Annotated in this window: 20 protein-coding genes and 1 riboswitch; of the genes, 15 read left to right on the plus strand and 5 right to left on the minus strand. The window is 73.8% G+C overall.

Annotation, left to right across the window (positions count from 1 at the left end):
- Positions 1–49: 49 nt before the first annotated feature.
- Positions 50–709, minus strand: a complete 660-nt coding sequence (locus tag FH609_RS25495) for a TetR/AcrR family transcriptional regulator (RefSeq protein ID WP_139671942.1) — start codon at positions 707–709, stop codon at positions 50–52.
- A 105-nt stretch (positions 710–814) separates the two neighbouring features.
- Here FH609_RS25495 and FH609_RS25500 point away from each other — a divergent pair, with 105 nt between their 5' ends.
- Positions 815–1933 (plus strand): serine hydrolase domain-containing protein, encoded by a 1119-nt coding sequence (locus FH609_RS25500; protein ID WP_139671945.1) that lies wholly within the window; start codon positions 815–817, stop codon positions 1931–1933.
- A gap of 38 nt (positions 1934–1971) precedes the next feature.
- On the opposite strand, the gene FH609_RS25505 is transcribed toward FH609_RS25500, so the two are convergent.
- Complete coding sequence (locus tag FH609_RS25505) at positions 1972–2712, minus strand: M15 family metallopeptidase (RefSeq protein WP_139671948.1); 741 nt, start codon at positions 2710–2712, stop codon at positions 1972–1974.
- A 148-nt stretch (positions 2713–2860) separates the two neighbouring features.
- Here FH609_RS25505 and FH609_RS25510 point away from each other — a divergent pair, with 148 nt between their 5' ends.
- Both FH609_RS25510 and FH609_RS31260 read left to right on the plus strand, forming a co-directional pair.
- Positions 2861–4933: an acetoacetate--CoA ligase gene (locus FH609_RS25510; RefSeq protein ID WP_139671951.1), complete on the plus strand. Its 2073-nt coding sequence runs from the start codon at positions 2861–2863 to the stop codon at positions 4931–4933.
- A gap of 33 nt (positions 4934–4966) precedes the next feature.
- Entirely contained in the window at positions 4967–5695 is a 729-nt protein-coding gene (locus tag FH609_RS31260; protein WP_193318042.1) for a hypothetical protein, read from the plus strand.
- A 17-nt stretch (positions 5696–5712) separates the two neighbouring features.
- Here FH609_RS31260 and ptsP read toward each other — a convergent pair whose 3' ends face one another.
- Entirely contained in the window at positions 5713–7389 is a 1677-nt protein-coding gene (ptsP, locus tag FH609_RS25525) for a phosphoenolpyruvate--protein phosphotransferase (protein ID WP_139671957.1), read from the minus strand.
- A gap of 280 nt (positions 7390–7669) precedes the next feature.
- Here ptsP and FH609_RS25530 point away from each other — a divergent pair, with 280 nt between their 5' ends.
- From FH609_RS25530 to FH609_RS25570, 9 genes are all read left to right on the plus strand, one after another.
- On the plus strand, positions 7670–8278 hold the full coding sequence (locus FH609_RS25530) for a CDP-alcohol phosphatidyltransferase family protein (RefSeq protein ID WP_139671960.1): 609 nt from the start codon (positions 7670–7672) through the stop codon (positions 8276–8278).
- A 137-nt stretch (positions 8279–8415) separates the two neighbouring features.
- Positions 8416–10911, plus strand: a complete 2496-nt coding sequence (locus FH609_RS25535; protein WP_139671963.1) for a mannose-1-phosphate guanyltransferase — start codon at positions 8416–8418, stop codon at positions 10909–10911.
- 52 nt (positions 10912–10963) lie between these two features.
- Entirely contained in the window at positions 10964–11899 is a 936-nt protein-coding gene (locus FH609_RS25540) for a DUF881 domain-containing protein (RefSeq protein ID WP_139671966.1), read from the plus strand.
- Positions 11896–12228, plus strand: coding sequence for a small basic family protein (locus tag FH609_RS25545; RefSeq protein WP_097232514.1), 333 nt, complete (start codon positions 11896–11898; stop codon positions 12226–12228). Before FH609_RS25540 ends, FH609_RS25545 begins: the two co-directional genes overlap by 4 nt.
- A gap of 4 nt (positions 12229–12232) precedes the next feature.
- Positions 12233–13033 carry a DUF881 domain-containing protein gene (locus FH609_RS25550; RefSeq protein WP_139671969.1) on the plus strand — a complete coding sequence of 267 codons (801 nt, stop codon included), beginning with the start codon at positions 12233–12235 and terminating at the stop codon, positions 13031–13033.
- Between the two features lie 163 nt (positions 13034–13196).
- Positions 13197–13898: an FHA domain-containing protein gene (locus tag FH609_RS25555; protein WP_139671971.1), complete on the plus strand. Its 702-nt coding sequence runs from the start codon at positions 13197–13199 to the stop codon at positions 13896–13898.
- A 76-nt stretch (positions 13899–13974) separates the two neighbouring features.
- Complete coding sequence (locus FH609_RS25560) at positions 13975–14448, plus strand: bifunctional nuclease family protein (protein WP_139671974.1); 474 nt, start codon at positions 13975–13977, stop codon at positions 14446–14448.
- Positions 14449–14591: 143 nt separating this feature from the next.
- Positions 14592–15209 carry a MerR family transcriptional regulator gene (locus tag FH609_RS25565; protein ID WP_139672153.1) on the plus strand — a complete coding sequence of 206 codons (618 nt, stop codon included), beginning with the start codon at positions 14592–14594 and terminating at the stop codon, positions 15207–15209.
- A gap of 82 nt (positions 15210–15291) precedes the next feature.
- Entirely contained in the window at positions 15292–16755 is a 1464-nt protein-coding gene (locus FH609_RS25570; RefSeq protein ID WP_139671977.1) for a DNA polymerase IV, read from the plus strand.
- Here FH609_RS25570 and FH609_RS25575 read toward each other — a convergent pair.
- Entirely contained in the window at positions 16656–17048 is a 393-nt protein-coding gene (locus tag FH609_RS25575; RefSeq protein ID WP_193318044.1) for a PRC-barrel domain-containing protein, read from the minus strand. The two genes, FH609_RS25570 and FH609_RS25575, sit on opposite strands and share 100 nt — an antisense overlap.
- Before the next feature lie 151 nt (positions 17049–17199).
- A riboswitch (glycine riboswitch) is annotated at positions 17200–17299 on the plus strand.
- Positions 17300–17476: 177 nt separating this feature from the next.
- Between FH609_RS25575 and gcvP the strand changes: the two genes are divergently transcribed.
- Positions 17477–20368, plus strand: coding sequence for an aminomethyl-transferring glycine dehydrogenase (gene gcvP, locus FH609_RS25580; RefSeq protein ID WP_139671983.1), 2892 nt, complete (start codon positions 17477–17479; stop codon positions 20366–20368).
- 87 nt (positions 20369–20455) lie between these two features.
- Here gcvP and FH609_RS25585 read toward each other — a convergent pair whose 3' ends face one another.
- Positions 20456–21025, minus strand: a complete 570-nt coding sequence (locus FH609_RS25585; protein ID WP_139671986.1) for a hypothetical protein — start codon at positions 21023–21025, stop codon at positions 20456–20458.
- A 273-nt stretch (positions 21026–21298) separates the two neighbouring features.
- On the opposite strand from FH609_RS25585, the gene FH609_RS25590 reads away from it, so the two are divergent.
- Positions 21299–22786: a glutamate--cysteine ligase gene (locus FH609_RS25590; RefSeq protein WP_139671989.1), complete on the plus strand. Its 1488-nt coding sequence runs from the start codon at positions 21299–21301 to the stop codon at positions 22784–22786.
- Between the two features lie 118 nt (positions 22787–22904).
- Complete coding sequence (locus tag FH609_RS25595) at positions 22905–23690, plus strand: CPBP family intramembrane glutamic endopeptidase (protein WP_193318048.1); 786 nt, start codon at positions 22905–22907, stop codon at positions 23688–23690.
- The last annotated feature ends 256 nt before the right edge of the window (positions 23691–23946 follow it).

A 23946-nucleotide genomic window follows, 5' to 3' on the forward strand; every position in this document is an offset into this window, starting at 1 on the left:
CCGCGCGGCCGACGCGCGCCCGGCATCTCGTGCACCGCGCGGGCGCGGGCTACGCGCGGGGGATCGCGGCCTCGATCCCCGCGAGATGCGCGGCCAGGATCTCCTCGAACGCGGCGTCGCGCTCGGCGCCGAGCGGGCGGATGTCCCGAGCGAAGTGGGCCAGCGCGGGGAACTGTTCGGGGTCGGCGCCCAGCACCGCGACGCGGAAGTGCTCCATGCCCTGCTCGTGCTCCCGGGCCGTGCCCGCGGCGATCCCGGCCTCGGAGGCGACCAGCGCCGCGAGGAGCACCGCGAGCCGGTGGTAGCGGGCGGGGATCTCCTCGTCCGGCAGCCCGGAGGCCCGCAGGGCCTGGAGGACCTCCTCAAGGACCCGCCGGGAGCCGACGCCGCCCGACGCGTAACGCCCCCAGACCGTGGCGAGTTGGGGCTGCTGGCCGAAGGCCCCGCGCACCCGCAGCGCCAGCGCCGTGATGCGCTGCTTCCAGTCGCCCTCGGCCCGGTGGCCCTCCAGGGCCGCCGCGAGGACCCGGTCGGCGACCGCCCGCAGCAGCTCCGTCTTGCTGCGGAAGTGCCGGTAGAGGCTGGAGGAGTCGGTCCCCAGGACCTGCGCCAGCCGCCGCACGCTGAACGACTCGACGTCGCCCGTGCGCAGCAGCTCGGCCGCCGTGTCCAGGATCTCCTCCGTCGACCAACGCCTGCGGCCCGTCATCCCACGCACCTCTCGTCGTCTCCCCGTCCTAGCCGGCGGCTCAGCCTAGCCCATGCGCATTCCTGTGCACTTGGCGTTGCACGCACCGCGTGCATAATGAGGGGCATGACTTCCTCGCTCGATCCCGAGAAGCTGACCGCCGCCCTGGAGAACGTCCAACGCGCCGGCATACCCGGCCTGTTCGCCGAGGTCCGCGACGGCGAGTGGACCTGGCGCGGCGCCGCCGGCGTGGCCGACCTCGCCACCGGCCGCCCCGTCACCCCCGACCTGCGGCACCGCGTCGGCAGCGTCACCAAGACCTTCACCGCCGCCGCCGTGTTCCAACAGGCCGAGCGCGGCCACATCGACCTGGACGCGCCGATCGGCCGCTACCTGCCGAGCCTCGTGCCCGGCGAGCGCGGCCGGGCCATCACCGTGCGGATGCTGCTCAACCACACCAGCGGCCTCGCCGAGTACCTGCCCTACGCCTACCCCTCGCTCAAGGCGTTCCCCGTCATCGCCGACACCGGGCCGGAGAGCCTGGACGAGCACCGGTTCACCCGCTTCCACGCGACCGAACTCATCGCCCTGGGCGTCTCGGCGCCCGCCGTCGGCACCCCCGGCGGCACCCCCGGGGTCTATTCCAACACCAACTACCTGCTGCTCGGCGAACTCCTCGCCCACGTCACCGGCACCACCGCCGAGCAGTGCGTCACCCGGAACGTCATCGAGCCCGCCGGCCTGAAGGACACCGCGTTCCCCACCGACCCGACCGTCGAAGGCCCGCACGCGCGGCTCTACGAGGCGTGGTTCGGCAAGCTCGACCCGCCGCGCGACTACAGCGTCTTCGACATGTCCTGGGTCGGCCCGGCCGCCGCGCTGGTCTCCACCGTCGCCGACCTCAACCGCTTCTTCGCCCTGCTGACGGCCGGCGAGATCGTCGCCCCGTCCTCGCTGGAGCAGATGCGGCGCACCGCGCCCGTCGTCTCCCAGGAGGGCGGGACCATCGAGTACGGCCACGGCCTGCACCCGACCAGGGAGCCCGGGCGGGACACGTTCTGGGGCCACGGCGGCACGGTCTGGGGCGGCGGAACGCTGGCCATGACCCGCGCCGACGGCGCCCGGCAGCTGGCCGTCGCGGTGAACCTGCAACGCTGGAACCGGCTCGACGCCGCCGGCCGCCCCCAACCCCACCCCATCGACGAGGCCCTGGCCGCGTTCCACCGCCTCGCGCTCTACGGCTGACCCGAGCCCGCCCGCCGCGCGGCGGGCGGTGGGCCCGGCTACTCCTCGCGCAGCGCGGCGCGCTCCACGGGGAAGTCGAAGTGCCGGTCGGGGAACGGCTCCTCGTCGTGGGTGAAGTGCCACCACTCGGTGTCGATCGGCGTGAAGCCCCGCGCGGCCATCGCGGAGCGCAGCCGTTCCCTGGCCCGCCGCTGGTCGGCGTCGGGCTCGGGGGAGTCGGGGTGCGAGGCGGGGTCGAAGAAGTCGAAGCCGGTGCCCATGTCGACCGCCCGCCCCTCGTCGTCCACCAGCGTCAGGTCCACCGTGCCGCCCCGGCTGTGCCCGGAGCGCTCGGCGAGGTAACCCTCGTCGAAGAGCCGGTCCTTGGGCACCCTGGGATAGAATTCCGCCCGCCGCTCGTCCGCCCCGGGCTCCTCCGCCCAGCGCAGGAAGTGGTCGACGGCGCGCTGCGGCCGGTAGCAGTCGAAGACCCGCAGGCCGAGGCCGTCCCGCGCCAGGTCGCGTTCGACCCGGGCCAGGGCGCGCGCGGTCTCCTCGGCCAGCAGGCACTCGGGCTCCTCGTAGCCGTCGATCCGCTCGCCCACAAAGTTGTGGTCGCCGGCGTACCTGATGTCCTGGTCGATCCCGGGCGCCACCGCGCGCAGCGCCGCGAAGCCCGCCGGCGCGCGCTCCGTCTCCTCCGGCGCGCGCGCCGGCGCGACCGATCCCGCCAGGGCGGCCAGCACCCCGGCCGCCAACCCGGCCGTCACCACGCGGGCCGGCCGTCGGAGGAAGCCCACCCCCCACGCCTACCAGGGCGCCGGTCGGCCGGAAACCCGGCGGGGGCGTTGGCCGGGCATTCGGGTGCCCGCCACACTGGTGCCCACCGGGCCGAACTGAGATCGTCCCGGTACCCAGCGCCAGTGCCGTCGCTTACCGGAGCCGCCCATGAGCATCGAAGACCGCACCGACCAGCCGCTGTGGCGGCCCGACCCCGCGCGGGTCGCCGCCGCCCGGATCACCCGCTTCCACGCCGTCGCGGCCGAGCGCCACGGCGCGCCGCCGCCCGGGGGCGACGACCCGGAGGCCGACTACGCGGCGCTGCACCGCTGGTCGGTCACCGACCTGGAGGCGTTCTGGCGGGCCGTCACCGAGTTCTTCGACGTGCGGTTCGCCGCCGAGCCCACGGCCGTGCTGCCCGACCCGAGGATGCCGGGCGCCCGCTGGTTCCCCGGTGCCACCCTCAACTACGCGGAGCACGCGCTGCGCGGCCCGGCCCCAACGGACGCCGGCACCGACGCCGACGCCGACGCCGGCACCGACGCCGACGCCGACGCGGCCGAGCGGCCGGCGCTGCTGGCCCTGGGCGAGGACCTGACGCCGCGCCCGATCTCCTGGGCCGAACTCCGGGGCACGGTCGGGGCGCTCGCCGCCTGGCTGCGCGCGCAGGGCGTGCGCCCAGGCGACCGGGTGTGCGGCTACCTCCCCAACGTCCCCGAGGCCGTGGTGGCGCTGCTCGCCAGCGCGGCGGTGGGCGCGGTGTGGACCTCGTGCGCCCCCGACTTCGGCGCGCGCGCCGTGCTGGACCGCTTCCAACAGGTCGAGCCCACCGTGCTGTTCGCGGTCGACGGCTACCGCTTCGCCGGCCGGGAGCACCCGCGCGCCGACACCGTCGCCGAGCTGCGCGCCGGGCTGCCCACGCTGCGCGCCGTCGTGCACGTTCCGCTGCTCGGCACCGCCCCGCCCGAGACCGCGGTGAGCTGGGACGAGGCCACCGCCGACCCGACCGAACCGGTCTTCGCGCGGGTCCCGTTCGACCACCCGCTGTGGGTGCTGTACTCCTCGGGCACCACGGGCCTGCCCAAGGCGATCGTCCAGTCCCAGGGCGGCATCCTGCTGGAGCACCTCAAGCAGCTGGGCCTGCACCTCGACCTCGGCCCCGGCGACCGGCTGTTCTGGTACACCTCGACCGGTTGGATGATGTGGAACTTCCTCGCCTCCAGCCTGCTCACCGGCACCACGGCGGTGCTCTACGACGGCGCCCCGGCCCAGCCCACGCCCGACATCCAGTGGCGGGTGGCCGAACGCGTCCGGGCCACCGTCTTCGGCACCTCGGCCGCCTATGTCACCGCCTGCGCCAAGAAGGACGTGCACCCCGCGCGCGACCTGGACCTGTCGGCGACCCGCTGCGTCGCCACCACCGGCTCGCCGCTGCCGCCCGACGGGTTCCGCTGGCTGCACGAGGAGGCCGGCGCCGACCTGTGGATCGCCTCGGTCAGCGGCGGCACCGACGTGTGCAGCTGCTTCGCCGGCGGCGTTCCGACCCTGCCCGTGTATCTCGGGGAGCTTCAGGCGCCCTGCCTCGGCACCGACCTGGCGGCCTGGGACGCCGACGGCACCCCGCTGATCGACGAGGTGGGCGAGCTGGTCGTCGGCACCCCGATGCCCTCGATGCCCGTCTCGTTCTGGAACGACCCCGACGGCAGCCGGTACCGCGAGAGCTACTTCGACATGTACCCGGGCGTCTGGCGGCACGGCGACTGGATCACCCACACCTCGCACGGCGGGGTGATCATCCACGGCCGCTCCGACTCCACGCTCAACCGGCAGGGCGTGCGCATGGGTTCGGCCGACATCTACGAGGCCGTCGAGCTGCTGCCCGAGATCCGCGAGTCCCTGGTGATCGGCGTGGAACGGCCCGACGGCGGCTACTGGATGCCGCTGTTCGTCGCCCTGGCCGACGGCGCGGTGCTGGACGACGCGCTGCGCGGGCGGATCGCCGCGACCATCCGCGAACGGCTGTCGCCGCGCCATCTGCCGGACGAGATCCTCCAGATCCCCGGCGTGCCGCACACCCGCACCGGCAAGCGCCTTGAGGTGCCGGTCAAGCGGCTCTTCCAGGGCGTCGAGCTGGACCGGGCGGCCAACCTGGGCGCCGTGGACGACCCGGAACTGCTGCGCTTCCTCGCCCGGCTCGCCCACGAGAGATCAACTGTCAGTGACGGCCGCTACGGTGGGTGACCAAATGGTTGTTCGACCGTGGAGGTGGGCGTCATGCGGTGGTTCGAGGGCTTCGGAGGGCCCGAGGGATCGGAGGGCGAGCGGCGGCGCGGCCGCCGTCGCCGGCGCGGCGGGAGCCGCCGGCCCGGCGGCTGGCGGCGTGGCCCGGGGGGCGCGCGGTCGCGGCGCGGCCCCGCGCCCGCCGGGCCGCCGGGAGCGCGCGCTCCCTGGGCGGCGCCCGCCCCGGCCGACCATCCCCGGTACACCTGGGAGCGGGGCAGCCGCCTGCTGGCCGAGGCCGGGCGCTGCGCCCGCTGCGGCGCCCCGCAGCGGCGCTGCGCCTTCGCCCGCGCCGCCCGCCTGCTGAGCTGGCTCCTGGAGTGGGCCGGTCCTGGCGACCACCACCTGGTGTGCAGCGTGCTGCTGCCCGACGCCCCGCTCAGCGCCAACCTGCCGGTGGAGCCGCCGCGCTCAAGCCGGCCGCCGGGGCCGCCCGAGCGGCAGGCCGCCGTGTTCTGCACGGTGCTGGCCGTCGCCCTCGCCGCCGGCGCCGCCGGCGGCCTGGTGCTGCGCTCCGGTGCCGAAGCGCCGCCCGGCGCCACGCCCCGGCAGGAGGTGCGCGGCTGGCGGCTGGCCGGCGGCCGGCTGGTCCCGCTCGGGGAGGCCGAGGTGTTCGCCGCCTACTGCACGGACCCCACCACGGGCGAGCCGCTGCCACCCGAGCACGGCGTCCGCTACCGCCCGGCCCCACGCCCGCCCGCCGGCGACTGCCCCGGCGCATGAGCGCCAGCGCCCCGGGCTCACTCCCCGGAGAGCACCCCGTGCGCCGCCGCCCGCGCGCCGTTCGCCCCCTCGGCGGCCCGCGCGGCGGCGGCCGCCCGCCGGCACTGCGCCAGCGTGTGCCGCGCCAGCGTCGCCCGCACCTGTGGGATGGCCGCCGCCCCCATCGACAGGCTGGTCACCCCCAGGCCCGTCAGCACACAGGCCAACACCGGATCGGCCGCCGCCTCCCCGCACACCCCGCAGCTCTTCCCCTCGGCCGCCGCCCCCTCCGCCGTCAGCGCCACCAGGTCCAACAGCGCCGGCTGCCACGGGTCCTGCCAGCGGGAGACCGCCCCCACCTGCCGGTCGGCCGCGAACGCGTACTGCGCCAGGTCGTTCGTCCCCAGCGAGAGGAACTCCACCTCCTGCAACAGCGCCCGGGCGCGCAGCGCCGCCGCCGGGATCTCCACCATCACCCCGGGAGTCGCCGGCAGCCCCGCCGTCCGACAGGCGTCGGCGAACGCCCTGGCGTCCGCCCGGTCCGCCACCATCGGCGCCATCACCTCCAGATGCACCGGCAGTCCGGCCGCTGCCTCGCCCAACGCCGCCAGCTGGGACTGCAACACCTCGGGATGCTCCAGCAGCGCCCGCAGCCCCCGCACGCCCAGCGCCGGATTGGGCTCCGTCGCCCCCGAGGAGAGAAACGCCAGCGGCTTGTCCGCCCCCGCGTCCAACACCCGCACCACCACCCGCCCCTCGGGAAACGCCTCCAACACCTCGCGGTACACCCGCGCCTGCTCCCGCACCTCCGGCGGCCGCTCCCCACCCGAGAGGAAGAGCAGCTCCGTGCGGAACAGCCCCACCCCCTCCGCGCCCGCCGCCACCGCCGCCGGCACGTCCGCCGGCCCCCCGATGTTCGCCAGCAGCGGCACCCGATGCCCGTCCGAGGTCGCCCCAGGACCCTTCGCCCGGGAGACGGCAGCCCGCCGCCGCTCCGCCGCCTCCGCCAGCCGCTCCCGCAGCTCCTCGCCCGGCTCGACGACGACCTCGCCGGTCGAGCCGTCCACCGCCACCAGCGTCCCCGAGGCGATCTCCCCGGCCCCCGGCACGGCCACCACCGCCGGCACCCCCAACGCCCGCGCCAGGATCGCGCTGTGGCTCGTCGGCCCGCCCTCCTCCGTCAGGAAGCCCAACACCAGCGAGGTGTCGAGCAACGCCGTGTCCGCCGGCGCCAGATCACGCGCGATCAGCACATAGGGCTCGTCGCTGTCCGGCACCCCCGGCGTCGGCAGCCCCATCAGCCGGGCGATGATCCGGTTGCGCACGTCGTCCAGGTCTGCCACCCGCCCCGCCAGATACTCCCCGGCGCCGGCCAGCAGCGCCCGGTACGCGGCCAACGCGTCATAGACCGCCCGCTCCGCGCTGCTGCCCACGCTGATCCGCCGCTCCGCGTCCGCCAGCAGCTCCGGGTCCTCCGCCATCAGCGCCTGCGCCTCCAGCACGGTCTGCGCCTCGCCGCCGGCCAACGTGCCCCGCGCCCGCAGGTCGGCGGCCACCGCCCGCACCGCACGCCGCGTCCTGGCCAGCTCCCTGGGCCCGTCCTGCGGAGTGATCCGCCGGGGCGGCGGCTCCAGCACGGTGGTGCCCATGTGCCGCACCTGCCCGATCGCCACACCGTGGCTGACCCCGACTCCCAGCAGTCTGGTCTCCGTCACGCCCGATCCACCCGCCTCGCGTCGGCTGCCTACCAGCGTCCACCGGCGCCCCCGCCCGCGCCGACCCCGGCCCGGGGCCACACAGGCGGGCGCGCCGGCCTCACCCGCGCCATTGTCGTCGCACCACGCCCCCCGGCGCCGCACGGCGCAGCCGACCCGCCGTCAAACGCCGCAGGACACCCGGCGCGTCCCCACCGTCCCCGCCGTCCTCCCGCCCCGGTCCGCCGGGTAAGGTCAAGGCGCGTTGGCGACGGCACGGTGCGACGGGGGAGGCTTCCGCGTGGAGGTCCAGGAGACACGGGTTCAGACGGACCGGATCTGGACCATCCCCAACGTGCTGAGCATGGCCCGCCTGCTGGGCGTCCCGCTCTTCCTCTGGCTGGTGCTCTCCCCGGTCTTCGACGGCCCCAAGATGGACGGCTGGGCCCTGCTGGTCCTCGCCCTCAGCGGCGTCAGCGACTACCTCGACGGCAAGCTCGCCCGCCGCTGGAACCAGATCAGCGCCCTCGGCCGCGTGCTGGACCCGGCGGCCGACCGGCTCTACATCCTCTCCACCCTGGTCGGCCTCACCTGGCGCGAGATCCTCCCGCTCTGGCTGACCGCCCTGCTGCTGGCCAGGGAGCTGATGCTGCTCGTCATGGTCTGGCTGCTGGACCGCCACGGCTACGCCCCGCCGCAGGTCAACTTCCTGGGCAAGGCCGCCACCTTCAATCTGATGTACGCCTTCCCCCTCCTGCTGCTCAGTGACTCAAGTGGCCTTGTGGCATCACTCGCTGCTATTTTCGGATGGGCGTTCGCCGCCTGGGGTACAGCGCTCTACTGGTGGGCAGGGATCCTCTACGTGGTCCAGGTCCGCCGTCTCCTCGCGGCGGATGCCACGGCCGACTGAATCGCCCTGGCAGCGTCGCGGGGGTCTGGAGCCCGTACGCGTCGCGATCTTCCGGGGAGCCACCCCGGGCCCGGGCCCCTTCCTGCGGGCAACAAGTCGGAACGACTGTCGGACCCCCCAAGGAGGACACTTCCGATATGAAGGCCGTCGTAATGGCTGGCGGCGAAGGCACCCGGCTTCGCCCCATGACCGCGAGTATGCCCAAACCCCTGCTGCCCGTGGCCAACCGCCCGATCATGGAGCACGTGCTCCGCCTGCTCAAGCGCCACGGACTCACCGAGACCGTGGTCACGGTGCAGTTTCTCGCCTCCCTGGTGAAGAACTACTTCGGGGACGGTGAGGAGTTGGGAATGGACCTCACCTACGCCCACGAGGAGAAACCACTGGGCACGGCCGGAAGTGTGAAGAACGCCGAGGAGGCCCTGAAGGACGACTCGTTCCTGGTCATTTCCGGGGACGCCCTCACCGACTTCGACCTGACCGACCTGATCCGCTTTCACCGGGAGCGCGGCGCCCTGGTCACCGTCTGCCTGACGCGCGTTCCCAACCCGCTGGAGTTCGGCATCACCATCGTCGACGACGAGGGCAAGGTCGAGCGCTTCCTGGAGAAGCCCACGTGGGGCCAGGTCTTCTCGGACACCGTCAACACCGGCATCTACGTGATGGAGCCCGAGGTCTTCGACTATGTCGAGCCCGACGCCTCGGTCGACTGGTCGGGCGACGTCTTTCCCCGCCTGATGAAGGAAGGCCGCCCCATCTACGGCTATGTCGCCGAGGGCTACTGGGAGGACGTCGGCACCCACGAGAGCTATGTGAAGGCCCAGGCCGACGTCCTGGAAGGCAAGGTCGACGTCGAGATCGACGGATTCGAGATCTCCCCCGGCGTGTGGATCGCCGAGGGCGCCGAGGTCCATCCCGACGCCAAACTCCGCGGCCCGCTCTATGTCGGCGACTACGCCAAGATCGAGGCCGGCTCTGAAATCCGCGAACACACCGTCATCGGCTCCAACGTCGTCGTCAAGGCCGACGCCTTCCTCCACAAGGCCGTCGTCCACGACAACGTCTACATCGGCCCCGGCACCAATCTGCGCGGCTGCGTCATCGGAAAGAACACCGACGTGATGCGCGCCGCCAGAATCGAGGACGGCGCCGTCATCGGCGACGAGTGCCTGGTCGGCGAGGAGTCCATCGTCCAGGGCAACGTCCGCGTCTACCCGTTCAAGACCGTCGAGGCCGGCGCGTTCGTCAACACCTCCGTCATCTGGGAGGCCAGAGGCCAGGCCCAGCTCTTCGGCGCCCGGGGCGTCTCCGGCATCCTCAACGTCGAGATCACCCCGGAGCTGGTCGTCCGGCTCGCCAGCGCCTACGCCACCACCCTCAAGAAGGGCTCCACCGTCACCACGGCGCGCGACCACTCACGAGGCGCCCGCGCCCTCAAGCGCGCCGTGATCTCCGCGCTCCAGGCCAGCGCCATCGACGTCCGCGACCTGGAGAACGTGCCGCTGCCCGTGGCCCGTCAACAGACCGCACGCGGCAGCGCCGGCGGCGTGATGATCCGCACCACCCCCGGCGTGCCCGACTCCGTCGACATCATGTTCTTCGACGAGCGCGGCGCCGACCTCTCCCAGGCCAGGCAGCGCAAGCTCGACCGGGTCTACGCCCGCCAGGAGTACCGCCGCGCCTTCCCCGGCGAGATCGGCGACCTGCGCTTCCCCGCCAGCGTCTTCGACGGCTACACCGGCTCGGTGCTGCGCGCCGTGGACACCAGCGGGATCGCCGAGTCCGGCATCAAGGTCGTCGTCGACGCCGCCAACGGCAGCGCCGGCCTCGTCCTGCCCAGCCTGCTGGGCCGGCTCGGCGTCGACGCGCTGACCATCAACCCCGGCCTCGACGAGGCGCGCCCCACCGAGAGCGCCGAGACCCGCCGCGCCGGCCTGGTGCGGCTGGGTGAGATCGTCGCCTCGGCGCGCGCCGCGTTCGGCGTCCGCTTCGACCCGGTGGGCGAACGGCTGGCCCTCGTCGACGAGCGCGGCCGGATCATCGAGGACCAGCGCGCCCTGCTGGTCCTGCTCGACCTGATCGCCGCCGAACGGCGCGGCGGCCGGGTCGCGTTGCCCGTCACCACCACCCGCATCGCCGAACAGGTCGCCGCCTACCACGGCACCCAGGTCGACTGGACGACGACGTCCCCCGACGACCTGACCCGCGCCGCCCACCAGGACGACGCCGTCTTCGGCGGCGACGGCCAGGGCGGCTTCATCGTCCCCGAGTTCAGCAGCGTCTTCGACGCCACCGCCGCCTTCACCGCGCTGCTCGGCCTCGTCGCCCGCACCCAGCTCTCGCTCAGCCAGATCGACGCCCGCATCCCCCGCGCGCACGTCCTGCGCCGCGACGTCGCCACCCCGTGGGCCGTCAAGGGCTTGGTGATGCGCCGGGTCGTGGAGGCCGCCGGCGACCGCTCCGTCGACACCACCGACGGCGTGCGGGTCGTGGAGCCAGACGGCCGCTGGGTGCTGGTGCTGCCCGACCCGGCGGAGGCCGTCACCCACCTGTGGGCCGAGGGCCCCGACGACGCCGCAGCCCAGGAGCTGTTGGACGACTGGTCGAGCGTGGTGGAGGGCGCCGAGGGCTGACCGGGGGCCGCCGACCGGCCCGATTCGATCTAGGGACAACCGGCGTGCCACCATGTGCGCCATGCCAGAGCAGGAGCCGGGGGCCGCGCCCCGCGCGCGCCCCGACGCCTCCATGTCGTTGCTGACCACCGTCATGAGCAACACCCTCGACGAGGGCTACGCCCAGGCGGCGGCCCGACGGCGGGAGTCGGGCCGGTCAGAGCTGCCGCGCTCCACGCGCGCCAAGCTCTGGCTGGCCTGTGGCCTGGTGCTCACCGGCGTCGTCGTCACCCTGGGCGCGGCCCAGGCGCGCGAGGCGGCGCCCACCGTCGCCAAGGAGCGCGAGGAGCTGCTGGAGCGCGTCGACGACGGCACCGAGCGCCTGGACGCCCTCCAGGCCCGGGTCGACGACCTGCGCGCCGATGTCGCCGCCCGCCAGCGGAACGCGCTCAGCGACGAGGACGCCGAACGCGCCGAGCTGGTAGCCCTGTTGGCCGGTGCCAGCCCCGCGCGTGGCCCCGGCGTCGAGCTGGTCATCGACGACGCCAGGGACGTGGGCGACGCCGCGAGCGGCGGCCCCAGGGACGACGGCTTCGCCCAGACCGGCCGGGTGCGCGACCGCGACCTGCAACGCGTCGTCAACGGCCTGTGGCAGGCCGGCGCGGAGGCCGTTGCCGTCAACGACCAGCGGCTGACCGCGCTCTCCGCGATCCGCGCCGCGGGCGACGCCGTGCTGGTGGACAACCGCCCCCTGGTGCCGCCCTACACCCTGCTCGCGCTCGGCGACCCGGAGACCCTGCTGGACGACTTCGACGCGACCCTGGCCGGCCACTACCTGGTGACCCTCCAGGACGACTACGACATCCGCGTGGAGCGCTCGACCAGGGACGAGCTGCGGCTGCCGGCGGCGCCCAGCCTGACCACCCGCAGCGCGCGCCCGCTCCCCGAGCCGGCCGACCCCGAGGAAACCCCCGACAGCGAGGAGCCGGAAGAGGTGACCGCCCCGTGATCGCCGTGCTGGGCCTGGTGCTGGGCGTCGTGATCGGGGTGGTCACCCGCCCCGTGGTCCCGACCGGGATGGAGCCCTATCTGCCGATCGCCGTAGTCGCCGCGCTGGACGCCGTCTTCGGCGGCCTGCGGGCCACCCTCGACGGGGTCTTCGACGACAAGGTCTTCGTGGTCTCCTTCCTCTCCAACGTGGTGGTGGCCGCCCTGATCGTCTTCCTCGGCGACAAGCTGGGCGTCGGCGCCCAGCTGTCCACCGGCGTGGTCGTCGTCCTGGGCATCCGGATCTTCTCCAACGCGGCCGCCATCCGCCGCCACGTGTTCGGGGCGTGAACCCGTGAACCAACCGAACCCACCGAACGAGCCGAACGGCTCCCGCGAGCCGAACGAGCCGAACGAGCCGAGCGCGCCCGCCAGGCCCACCGGCCGGGCCGCGCTGCGGGCCGCCCTGTGGCCGCCGCGCGCCAGCCGGGGCCAACTGGTCGCCGCCGTGCTGCTGTTCGTGCTCGGCCTCGGCCTGGCCATCCAGGTGCGGGCCGCCGGTAGCGAGGACACCGCGCTGCGCGGCGCGCGCCCCGAGGACCTGGTGCGCATCCTGAGCGACCTGGAGGACCGCTCGGCCCGCCTGGAGGACGAGCAGAGCACCCTGGAGGACCAGCGCGCCGAGCTGGAGAACAGCAGCGACCAGGCCGAGGAGGCCCGCCGGCAGAGCGAGGAGCGGGAGCGACAACTGGGCGTGCTGGCCGGTACGGTGGCGGCGGAGGGCCCGGGCATCACCCTCCGCGTCGACGACCCGACGGGCGCCGTCACGGCCGACATGCTGCTCGACGCCGTCCAGGAGCTGCGCGCCGCCGGTGCCGAGGCACTTCAGATCAACGGGGTGCGGATCGTCGCGAGTACCTCCTTCGTGGACCACAACGGTGGGGTTCACGTGGACGACGAGCGCATTCGTGCTCCGTTTGTGATCGACGCGATCGGCCGCCCGCAGGACCTGGAGCCGGCGCTGAACATCCCGGGCGGAGTGGTGCAGTCGCTGGAGAACAAGCAGGCGGCGGTCGCCGTGACGCGTCCCGAGACCGTGACCGTGGATGCCTTGCGATCGGCGGAGCAGCCTGACTACGCTCAGTCGTCATCATGACCGAACCTCGACGTCACGGGGGCTATCGATCACCGTGCCGCCCAGTGAGGGAAACTGAAGAGAGGCCGCTCACGTTGTCAGGATGACGTGTGTGGTCGGTGGAGAGAGAGAATGGACCGTCCCGCCCCGGTGGCGGGCCGGGCTAGGTGCGAGGGGATCGCTGGTGAGTTTTTTCGCTAGGTTGTTCGGCAGGCGTCAGAGCGGCACGCACAGTGCCGCAGGAGCCCGCGCCCGCCAGCAAGGCCAGCCTCCGGCGCCGCCGTCCGAGCCCGGCCGCCCCCTGTTCCGGGACGAGGTCTCCCGGCCAGGCGGCATAGCGGACCAGGGGCGCGGGGCCGCGGGGCCCGCCTGTGGCCGCTGCGGCCACACCAATACCCCCAACAGCCGCTTCTGTTCGTACTGCGGCGCCGCGCTCCGCCCCGGCGTCGAGGGCTCGTCGGAGACCACCTCCACGATCTCGATCTCCGGACTTGAGGCGTACGACGCCGAGGCCACCGGCCAGCACCACGTTCCGGTGCTCTCGCCGGAGGCCCAGGCGGCGGTGGACGCGCTGCCCGCCGGCTCGGCCCTCCTCGTCGTTCGCCGAGGGCCGAACTCGGGCTCCCGCTTTCTGCTCGACAGCGATGTCACCACGGCGGGGCGGCACCCGCAGAGCGACATCTTCCTGGACGACGTCACGGTCTCCCGGCGCCATGTCGAGTTCCGGCGCAGCCCCGACGGCGGGTTCACCGTCAGCGACGTCGGCAGCCTCAACGGCACCTACGTCAACCGCGAGCAGATCGACTCCGTGGCCCTGGCCAACGGGGACGAGGTGCAGATCGGCAAGTACCGGATGGTGTACTTCGCCGGACGGCAGGGGCACTGACGGTGCGGGGGCGCGAGAGCGCGTGGGGCCGAGGCTCGACTATCCAAATGCACCGGGCACGGCCTAGGGTTGCTGTGTGAATCAGCTCGATGTCGTGGGCGTGCGGGTGGAGATGCCCAACAACCAGCCCATCGTGCTCCTCCGAGAAGTCGATGGCGATCGCTACCTCCCGATCTGGATCGGGCCGGGCGAGGCGACCGCCATCGCGTTCGCCCAGCAGGGGATGACCCCGGCCAGGCCGCTGACGCACGACCTCTTCAAGAACGTCCTGGAGGCCGTCGACCAGGAACTCAGCGCCGTGCGGATCACCGATCTGCGCGACGGGGTGTTCTACGCCGAGCTGGTCTTCGCCAGCGGGGTCGAGGTCAGCGCCCGCCCGTCGGACGCGATAGCGCTCGCGCTGCGGATCGGCACCCCGATCTACGGCAGCGACGCCGTGCTCGACGACGCCGGGATCATCATCCCCGACGAGCAGGAGGACGAGGTGGAGCGGTTCCGCGAGTTCCTCGACCAGATCTCCCCCGAGGACTTCGGTACCAGCAGCCAGTAGCGGCGCGTGGCGATCGTTGACGCGCTCCGTGTGGATACCTAGCTTCAGTGGGGCATGTCTTGGGAGGAGCGCTGTGTGCCAACTCATCGTGACAGCCGGTGAGTGACAAGGACACGGTCGGGACATGTGGAACGGAGGCCGGCGTGACAGGTGACGGCGACAGCCGCGCGGTCGGGGAGACCACGGCACTTTCCGGTGCCGCGCCCCGCCCGGGCTTGCGACAGTCGGTCGCGCCCCCGGCGGGCCGCAGGGACGAGGCGGCCAGGGAACTGCTGGGCTACCCGGGACCCAGCGCCTGTGCGGCGGCCGGCATCACCTATCGACAGCTCGACTACTGGGCCCGCACCGGCCTCGTCCAGCCCGGCGTCCGGCCGGCCCCCGGCCAGGGCGGGCAGCGGCTGTACAGCTTCCGGGACGTGCTCGTTCTCAAGATCGTCAAGCGGCTGCTGGACGCCGGGGTCTCGCTCCAGGCCATCCGCGCCACCGCCGAGGCGCTGCGCACCGCCGAGCTGGGCGAGTTGGCGCACATGACGCTGATGAGCGACGGCGCAGCGGTCTACCGCTGCGCGTCCCCCGACGAGCTGGCCGAGCTGCTGCGCGGCGGCCGTGGGGTCTTCGGCATCGCGGTCGGCGCGGTCTGGAGCGACGTGGAGGCGGCGCTGGGCCGGCTGCACGCCGAGCGCGCCGACACCGGGGAGCGCGTCGTCCCCGCCGACCACCCCGAGGACGAGCTGGCCAGGCGGCGGAAGCGCTCGCGCTGAGCGGCCCCGCGCTCGACCGGCCGAGCACCGGGCACCGCGTCCGGACCGGCGATTGTCAGTGCCCTGGGGCACCATCGGACGGGTGAGGGGCCAGCCAACGATTCTCCACCTCGACATGGACGCCTTCTACGCCTCCGTGGAGCAGGCGGCCAAGCCGAGCCTGCGCGGCAAGGCGGTGGTCGTCGGCGGCATCGGGCCGCGCGGGGTGGTGGCCACCGCGTCGTACGAGGCGCGCGTGTTCGGGGTCCGCTCCGCCATGCCCACGGCCCAGGCGCGGCGGCTGTGCCCGCACGGGGCGTATCTGGTGCCCAGGTTCGAGGTGTACCGGGCGGTCAGCGAGCGCGTGATGGGCCTGTTGGCGCGGCTCTCCCCGCTGGTGGAGCCGCTCAGCCTGGACGAGGCGTTCGTCGATCTGGCCGCCGGCGGCAGCGCCGCCACCGCCGAGCAGGCGCGGGCGGTGGGGGAGCGGCTGCGGGCCGAGATCGCCGCCGTGACGGGGGTGACGGGCTCGGTCGGGCTGGCCGGCGCCAAGATGCTGGCGAAGATCGCCTCGGAGCGGGCGAAGCCCGACGGGCTGGTGCTGATCGAGCCGGGCACGGAGCGGGAGTTGCTGGCGCCGCTGCCGGTGCGGACGTTGCCCGGCGTCGGTCCTGCGACGGCCGAGGTGCTGCGGCGGGCCGGCATCCACACCATCGAGGAGACGGTGCGGGCCGGCCAGGCCGAGCTGACCCGGCTGCTGGGGCGGGCGCACGGCGCCGGGGTCTTCCAGATGGCGCTGGGCGTCGACGACCGGCCGGTGGTGGCGGAGCGGGACACCAAGTCCATCTCCGTGGAGGACACCTTCGAGGTGGACATGACCGACCGGGCCCGGATCAGGTTCGAGGTGCGGCGGCTGGCCGAGCGGTGCGTGACCAGGCTGCGCGCCGCCGGCCGTTCGGGCCGCACGGTGGTGCTGAAGGTCAGACGGTACGACTTCAGCACGCTCACCCGCTCCGAGACGCTGCGCGGGCCGACGGACGACCTGGCCGTGGTGCGGGAGGCGGCCGAGCGGCTGCTGGAGGGCGTGGACACCACCGAGGGCGTGCGGCTGCTGGGCGTCGGGGTCAGCTCGCTGGCCGACTTCACCCAGGAGGATCTCTTCGCGCAGTCGGAACGGGCCGGATCGGGCGCGGAGAGGCCGCCCGAGCCGGCGGCCACGACGGAGGCGGCGCCCGCCGAGCCCGAGCCGGACCGGCGGTGGCTGCCCGGTGTTGACGTGACGCACGAGCGGTTCGGCCCCGGCTGGGTGCAGGGCAGCGGGGTGGGGCGGGTGACGGTGCGCTTCGAGCGGCCGGAGGACGTGGCGCCTGGCCGGGTGCGGACCTTCGCCGTGGACGATCCGCTGCTGACGCGCTCCGGTCCGCTGCCGCTGCCGCTGGCGCGGCCGGGCGCGGGGCTCGGCCGGGATCAGCCCTCCGGGTCGTCGGACGAGGCCAGACGGCCGAAGTCGGCGTCAGGGGCCGGGCCGGCCTCGGCGTCAGGTCCCGACGGGAGGTCGAGCCCGTAGTGGCGGTAGAGCTGGAGTTCCTGCTCGGGGGAGAGGTGGCGGCCCACGCCCAGGTCGGGCGCGCGGCGGATCAGCGACCTGTCGAACGGGACGCGCAGCGCGTTGCCCACCAGCTCGCTGGGCTCCAGCGGCACGAAGGCGTCCCGGGTGAAGAGCCCGGTCCGCACGGCGGCCCACTCGGGGACGCCGGTGGCGTCGTCCAGGTACACCTCGTCCACAGTGCCGATCTTGTCGCCGTGGCGGTCGAACGCCTTGCGGCCGATCAGGCCACGCGGATCGATGTCGGTTCGCACGGGTTCCTCCAACTGCGCGCCTGGGACGGTGTGGGCGTCCCCGAGAACGTCGTCCCCCCACACCTACCCAAGGCCAGAATCGGGCCGCCGGCCAGTCGAGGTCCACCCCTCGGCCCAGCCGGGTGGCGCTGGTAGTCTCGGAGGCGGTTGTCAACCTCGTGCGGGAGAGTCCTGCCGCCCTTCGGGGCGACGGGCGCCGAAGGAGCAAATCCTCCCCGGAATCTCTCAGGCCCCTGTACCGCGCGAGCGAAACCACTCTGGAAAGCAGGGCGGCGGCGGAGCGTTGTTCCCCGGTCGTCCTCACCGACGGTGCAAGCCCGGCGCGGTGGCGCGGGGCGAAGCTCTCAGGTCGTATGACAGAGGGGGAGGCAGTCAGGCGGTGCCGCCTGGCGCCCCGTAGGTCGCCCACGGCCCAAGGAGCCTCCACGATGACCGCGCACCCGACCCCGCTGACCGCCCTGGAGCAGGGCACCCCCTTCGCCGACCGGCACATCGGGCCCGACCGCGAAGCCGTGGCCAAGATGCTGGCGCAGGTGGGCTTCGGCTCCCTGGACGAGCTGACCGCAGCCGCCGTGCCGGAGGCGATCCGCCACACCGAGGCGCTGGACCTGCCCGACCCGCTGGACGAGGCGGCCGTGCTGGCCGAACTGCGCGCGCTGGCCGGGCGGAACACCGTGGCCCGCTCCATGATCGGGCTCGGCTACCACGGCACGTTCACCCCGCCGGTGATCCAGCGCAACGTGCTGGAGAACCCGGCCTGGTACACCGCCTACACGCCCTACCAGCCGGAGATCTCGCAGGGCCGGCTGGAGGCGCTGCTCAACTTCCAGACCGTCGTCGCCGACCTCACCGGGCTGCCGACGGCCGGCGCCTCGCTGCTCGACGAGGGCACGGCGGCGGCCGAGGCGATGGCCCTGGCCCGGCGCGTGACGCGGAAGGCGGGCGGGGTCTTCCTGGTGGACGCCGACTGCCTGCCGCAGACCATCGCCGTGGTGCGCACCCGCGCCGAGCCGACCGGCGTCGAGGTGCTCGTCGCCGACCTGAGCGCTGGCATCCCCGAAGAGGCCGTCGAACGCGGGGTGTTCGGGGTGCTGCTCCAGTACCCGGGCGCCTCGGGCGCCGTGCGCGACCCGCGCGCGCTGATCGAGCGGGCGCACGAGCTGGGCGCCGTGGTGACGGTCGCCGCCGACCTGCTGGCGCTGACCGTGCTCGCCTCGCCGGGGACGCTGGGCGCCGACATCGCGGTCGGCACCAGCCAGCGGTTCGGCGTTCCCATGGCCTTCGGCGGGCCGCACGCCGGCTACATGTCCGTGCGCGCGGAGTACGCCAGGAACCTCCCGGGCCGGCTGGTCGGAGTCTCCCGGGACGCGGCCGGCAAGCCCGCCTACCGGCTGGCGCTCCAGACCAGGGAGCAGCACATCCGCCGCGAGCGGGCCACCAGCAACATCTGCACCGCCCAGGTGCTGCTCGCCGTGATGGCCGGCCTCTACGCCGTCTACCACGGGCCCGAGGGGCTGGCCGCCATCGCGCGCCGCACCCACCGGCTGGCGGCGCTGCTGGCCGCCGGGCTGCGGGAGGGCGGCGTCGAGGTGGCGCACGAGGCGTTCTTCGACACCGTCACCGCGCGGGTGCCCGGCCGGGCCGCCGAGGTGGTGGCCGCCGCCCGCGCCGCCGGGGTCAACCTGCGCCAGGTCGACGCCGACCGCGTCGGCGTGGCCTGCGACGAGACCACGGGCCGGGACGAACTGGCCGCCGTCTGGGCCGCGTTCGGCGTCCCCGCCGGCGCCGGCGACATCGACGCGCTGGACGCCCGGGTGCCCGACGCGCTGCCGGCCGGCCTGCTGCGTGAGGACGAGTACCTGACCCACCCGGTCTTCCACGCCCACCGCTCCGAGACGGCGATGCTGCGGTATCTGCGGCGGCTGGCCGACCGGGACTACGCGCTGGACCGGGGCATGATCCCGCTCGGCTCCTGCACGATGAAGCTCAACGCGACGGCCGAGATGGCCGCGATCACCTGGCCGGAGTTCGCCGGGCTGCACCCGTTCGCGCCGCTGGAGCAGGCCGAGGGCTATCTGGCGCTGATCCGCGAACTGGAGGACCGGCTGGCCGAGATCACCGGCTATGACGCGGTCTCGCTCCAGCCCAACGCGGGCTCCCAGGGCGAACTCGCCGGCCTGCTCGCGGTCCGCGCCCACCACCGCGCCAACGGGCAGGAGCAGCGCACCGTCTGCCTGATCCCGTCCTCCGCGCACGGCACCAACGCGGCGAGCGCGGTGCTGGCCGGGATGCGGGTGGTGGTCGTGGCCACCAGCGAGAGCGGGGACGTGGACGTCGCCGACCTGGAGGCCAAGATCGCCAAGCACCGCGACGAGTTGGCCGTGCTCATGGTGACCTACCCGTCCACGCACGGCGTGTTCGAGGAGCGCATCGGCGAGATCTGCGCCGCCGTGCACGACGCGGGCGGCCAGGTCTATGTGGACGGCGCCAACCTCAACGCCCTGGTGGGGCTGGCCAGGCCGGGCCGCTTCGGCGCCGACGTCTCCCACCTCAACCTGCACAAGACGTTCTGCATCCCGCACGGCGGGGGCGGCCCCGGCGTGGGCCCGGTCGCGGTGCGCGCCCATCTGGCGCCGTATCTGCCGGGGCACCCGGGGCAGCCGAGCGCGGGGCCCGAGGGGTCGGGTCCGGTCTCGGCGGCGCCCTGGGGCTCGGCCGGCATCCTGCCGATCTCCTGGGCCTATGTGCGGCTGATGGGCGCCGCCGGGCTGCGCCGCGCCACCCAGGTCGCCGTGCTCAGCGCCAACTACGTGGCCAGGCGGCTGGAGCCGCACTACCCCGTGCTCTACACCGGGCCCGGCGGGCTGGTGGCGCACGAGTGCGTGATCGACGTGCGCCCGCTCACCAAGGCGACCGGGGTCACCATCGACGATGTCGCCAAGCGGCTGGTCGACTACGGCTTCCACGCGCCGACCATGTCGTTCCCGGTGGCCGGCACGCTGATGATCGAGCCCACCGAGAGTGAGGACCTGACGGAACTCGACCGCTTCTGCGACGCGATGATCGCGATCCGTGGGGAGATCGACCGGGTCGCCTCGGGCGAGTGGCCGGCCGACGACAACCCGCTGGTCAACGCCCCGCATCCGGCCGAGCAGTTGACCGGCGACTGGCCGCACCCCTACTCGCGGCAGGAGGCCGTCTACCCGGGCGAGCTGTCCCGGGACGGCAAGTACTGGCCGCCGGTGCGCCGGATCGACGGCGCCTTCGGCGACCGCAATCTGGTCTGCTCCTGCCCGCCCATCGAGGAGCTGGCGGAGTAACGCCCGCCGGGCAGCGGCACACGGCGCCGGGGGCGGTCGGGCGGGATGCCCGACCGCCCCCGGCGGTGGAACGTTACGGCGCGTCGCTCAGCTGGCCAGGCCCAGCGGGGCGAGACGGTTGGCGACCAGCGCCACCAGCGCGTCCACGGTGATCAGCCGCTCGGCCGCGATCCCCGGCGGCGCCGGCGCGAGCGGAATCAGCAGGTCGTTCCCTGAGGGGCTGCCCTCGGCGGGGTCGGCCGCCTCGTCCGGATACAGCCAGAGCGTCAGCATGTACAACTCGGGAACGGAGAGCAGCCGGGGCTGGAAGCGCTCGGGCCGCTCCTCCGCGAGCCGGAGCGCGCGCTCGGTGGAGGCGATGTAGGGGCCCTCGCCGAAGTGCGAGAACGCCCAACCGTCCGGGGTGACCTGGCACTCGGCGGTGCCCACGGACAGGCCGTCCTGGGCGAGGAGATAACGCCAGCCGGTCAGCCGGGCCGTGGGCGGCTCCGCCGGCGCGGTCAGCCGCTCCAGGCGGTGGACCGGCAGCGGCAGGGTGGGACGCAGCGCGCCACGGTCGAACCGGAGCCTGCGGGGGGCGGGGACGGCGGCCGAGCGCAGAGCTTCGTCGATCGTGCGCTCGACCGTCGCGGGAACCTGGGGGATGCTCAGGGGCATGATGGGTCGCCTCTCGCTTTGGAGTAGGTCGCCTCTAATAGGAGACACGCCGTCCCGCGATTTTATACGATGCTGGATTGCGGTTTGTTTCCACTAGCCTTACCGCAGTGTTTCGGCAAGGGTAAATCCGGCCGCCAAAACGGACGTTCCGACCGTTGTCTTGCCAAGTGAATATGCCCCCGCCGTGGGGCCTGAGCCTCACGTTGCGTGTTATCTCCGGCGTGACGTGGGCAGGATCGAGGGCGCCCGTCCCTCGACGCAGGAGGTGGCCCCATGGGGGAGAAGGTCGCGGCGGACCGGTTCGACCTCGCCGCCCGAGGGCGGTTCAGGGACCGACTCCACGCCTGTCTCGACGCCCTGGCGACGCTCCTCGCCGAGGAGCGGTTCCACGGGCCGAGGGATCGGGTGGGCATGGAGGTCGAACTCTGCCTGGCCGATTCCGACGGGTCCCCCCGAATGGTCAACGCGGAAGTTCTTGGCCGAATGGCGACCCGGGATTTCCAGAGTGAGCTGGGAAAATTCACGATCGAACTGAATATGTCGCCGCGCGAGCTGGGCGGCGGTGTGTTCGAGGACATGGCCGAGGAGTTGCGTATCGCGTTGCGCTACGCCGACCGAATGGCCGGCGAATTCGGCGCCCAGGTCGTGATGACCGGGGTCCTGCCCACCATCGCCGCCGAGCAGATGGTCCCGGGCAGCCTCTCCCTCGGCGACCGCTACACCCTGCTCAACGACCAGATCATGGCCGCGCGCGGCGAGTCGATCCAGTTGGACATCGCCGGCGCCGAGCGGCTGACCAGCACCTTCGACTCGATAGCCCCCGAGTCCGCGTGCACTTCCGTGCAGTACCACCTCCAGGTCACGCCCCAGCGCTTCGCGCCGGCGTGGAACGCCGCGCAGGCCGCGCTCGCGGCGCAGGCGGCGGTCGGCGCCAACGCGCCGTTCGTCTTCGGGCGCGAACTGTGGCACGAGTCGCGGCCCATCTTCTTCCTCCAGGCCACGGACGACCGCCCGCCGGAGCTGGCCGCGCAGGGCGTGCGCCCGCGCACCTGGTTCGGCGAGCGCTGGATCACCTCGGCGCTCGACCTCTTCGAGGAGAGCGTCCGCTACTACCCCGCGCTGCTGCCGCTGCTCGGGGACGAGGACCCGCAGGCGGTGCTCGCGGCCGGCGGCGTTCCCGCGCTCGGCGAACTGGCGCTGCACAACGGCACGGTCTACCGCTGGAACCGCCCGGTCTACGCCGTCGTGGACGGGGTTCCCCACCTGCGGGTGGAGAACCGCGTGCTGTCCACCGGCCCCACCGTCACCGACACCATCGCCAACGGCGCCTTCTACTACGGGCTGGTGCGGGCGCTGGCCGACGAGCCGGAACCGGTGTGGGAACGGCTGCCGTTCGCCGACGCCGAGCGGAACTTCGACGCCGCCTGCCGGCACGGCCTCGGCGCCCGGCTCCGCTGGCCGGGGCCGGACGGCACCCGGGAGCTGCCGGCGGCCGAGCTGATCGCGGAGACCCTGCTGCCGCTGGCCGCCGCCGGCCTGGACGCCTGGGGCGTCAACGCCGCCGACCGGGACCGCTATCTCGCGGTCATCGAGGGGCGGTGCCGGCGCGGGGTCACCGGGGCGGACTGGCAGACTTCCGTCTACCACCAGTTGGTGGCGGACGGAAAGGACCGGGCGACGGCCCTCAAGGGCCTCGTGCGGCGGTACTGCGAACTGGCGCGGACCGACACCCCCGTGCACGACTGGCCGACGCAGCCCTGACGGCGCGGGCCGGCGCGCGCCGGTGGCGGTCGCGCGCCGGACGGGAGACGGAGTGCGGCTCACGCGTGACGACGGCCGGGCGGCCACCCCACCACCCCCGGAGCCCGCGCCGTGCGCGCTGCCGGCGCGCGCCCTGCGCCACGAACTGCTGCTGGTGCTCGGCGTCTCGCTCGGCGCGAGCGCGGTGCGCGCGCTGGTCAGCTTCGCCGGGGTGGTCACCCGCCCCGGCGGGCTCAGCGAACAGGCGGCCAACCTCAACACCTCGCGCGCCCCCGACCGCCCCTGGCTGGATCTGGCCTGGCAGCTGGTCTCCATCTCCACCGCGCTGGTGCCGGTGCTGCTGGTGGCCCATCTGCTGCTGAGGGAGTACGGCTACGGCGGCCCCGACGGGCGCCCGGGGCAACGAGGGATGCGGCTGATCGGCTTCGACCTGACGCGGCCCCGCTTCGACCTGGCCTGGGGGGCCGTGGTCGCCGCCGGCATCGGCGGCAGCGGGCTGGCCCTCTACCTGGGCGCCCACGCGGCCGGCGCCAACCTCACGGTGGTGCCCGAGTCGCTGCCCGAGGTCTGGTGGAAGTACCCGGTGTTGATCGCCTCCGCCGTGCAGAACTCGGTGGTGGAGGAGGTCATCGTGGTGGGCTTCCTGCTGCGGCGGCTGGACCAGCTCGGCTGGAGCGCGACGGGCTCCCTGGCGGCCAGCGCGCTGTTGCGCGGGGCGTACCACCTGTACCAGGGCATCGGTGGGTTCTTCGGCAATGTGGCGATGGGCGTGATCTTCGTCTGGCTCTACCGGCGTTGGGGCCGGGTGATGCCGCTGGTGGTCGCCCACGCGCTGATCGACATCGTGGCTTTCGTCGGCTACGGCCTGCTGGCCGGACGGGTGGACTGGCTGCCCACGCTCTGACTTGTGCGTGGCGCGCCAAGCGCCTTGCCGGCGTGCGGGTGGGGTTGCACGGTGCGCCTTGCCGGCCTGTCGGCGGCCGCTGTGCGGCCGGGTGCGCGGTGCGCCTTGCCGGCGTGCGGCCCGGTGTGTGGTGCGCGCCGTGACCCAACGGCACGCCGCGCGAAGCCGCGCCGGCCTCGCGCACGCCGGTCCCACGCTTGCCGGCGAGGGGCGCGTCGGGTCAGGACGGTCCTGTGGTGGGCCCGTTGGCGCGGCC

This window comes from Streptomyces sp. 3MP-14, assembly GCF_006334905.2.
Lineage (GTDB): Bacteria > Actinomycetota > Actinomycetes > Streptomycetales > Streptomycetaceae > Streptomyces > Streptomyces triticirhizae.

Excerpts from the sequence above, each read along its gene's own strand:
- FH609_RS25500 (WP_139671945.1), top strand. The coding sequence starts at position 815 with ATGACTTCCTCGCTCGATCCCGAGAAGCTGACCGCCGCCCTGGAGAAC.
- FH609_RS25590 (WP_139671989.1), top strand. The coding sequence starts at position 21,299 with ATGGGGGAGAAGGTCGCGGCGGACCGGTTCGACCTCGCCGCCCGAGGG.
- FH609_RS25540 (WP_139671966.1), top strand. The coding sequence starts at position 10,964 with ATGTGCGCCATGCCAGAGCAGGAGCCGGGGGCCGCGCCCCGCGCGCGC.
- FH609_RS25510 (WP_139671951.1), top strand. The coding sequence starts at position 2,861 with ATGAGCATCGAAGACCGCACCGACCAGCCGCTGTGGCGGCCCGACCCC.
- gcvP (WP_139671983.1), top strand. The coding sequence starts at position 17,477 with ATGACCGCGCACCCGACCCCGCTGACCGCCCTGGAGCAGGGCACCCCC.
- FH609_RS25535 (WP_139671963.1), top strand. The coding sequence starts at position 8,416 with ATGAAGGCCGTCGTAATGGCTGGCGGCGAAGGCACCCGGCTTCGCCCC.
- FH609_RS31260 (WP_193318042.1), top strand. The coding sequence starts at position 4,967 with ATGCGGTGGTTCGAGGGCTTCGGAGGGCCCGAGGGATCGGAGGGCGAG.
- FH609_RS25585 (WP_139671986.1), bottom strand. The coding sequence starts at position 21,025 with ATGCCCCTGAGCATCCCCCAGGTTCCCGCGACGGTCGAGCGCACGATC.
- FH609_RS25495 (WP_139671942.1), bottom strand. The coding sequence starts at position 709 with ATGACGGGCCGCAGGCGTTGGTCGACGGAGGAGATCCTGGACACGGCG.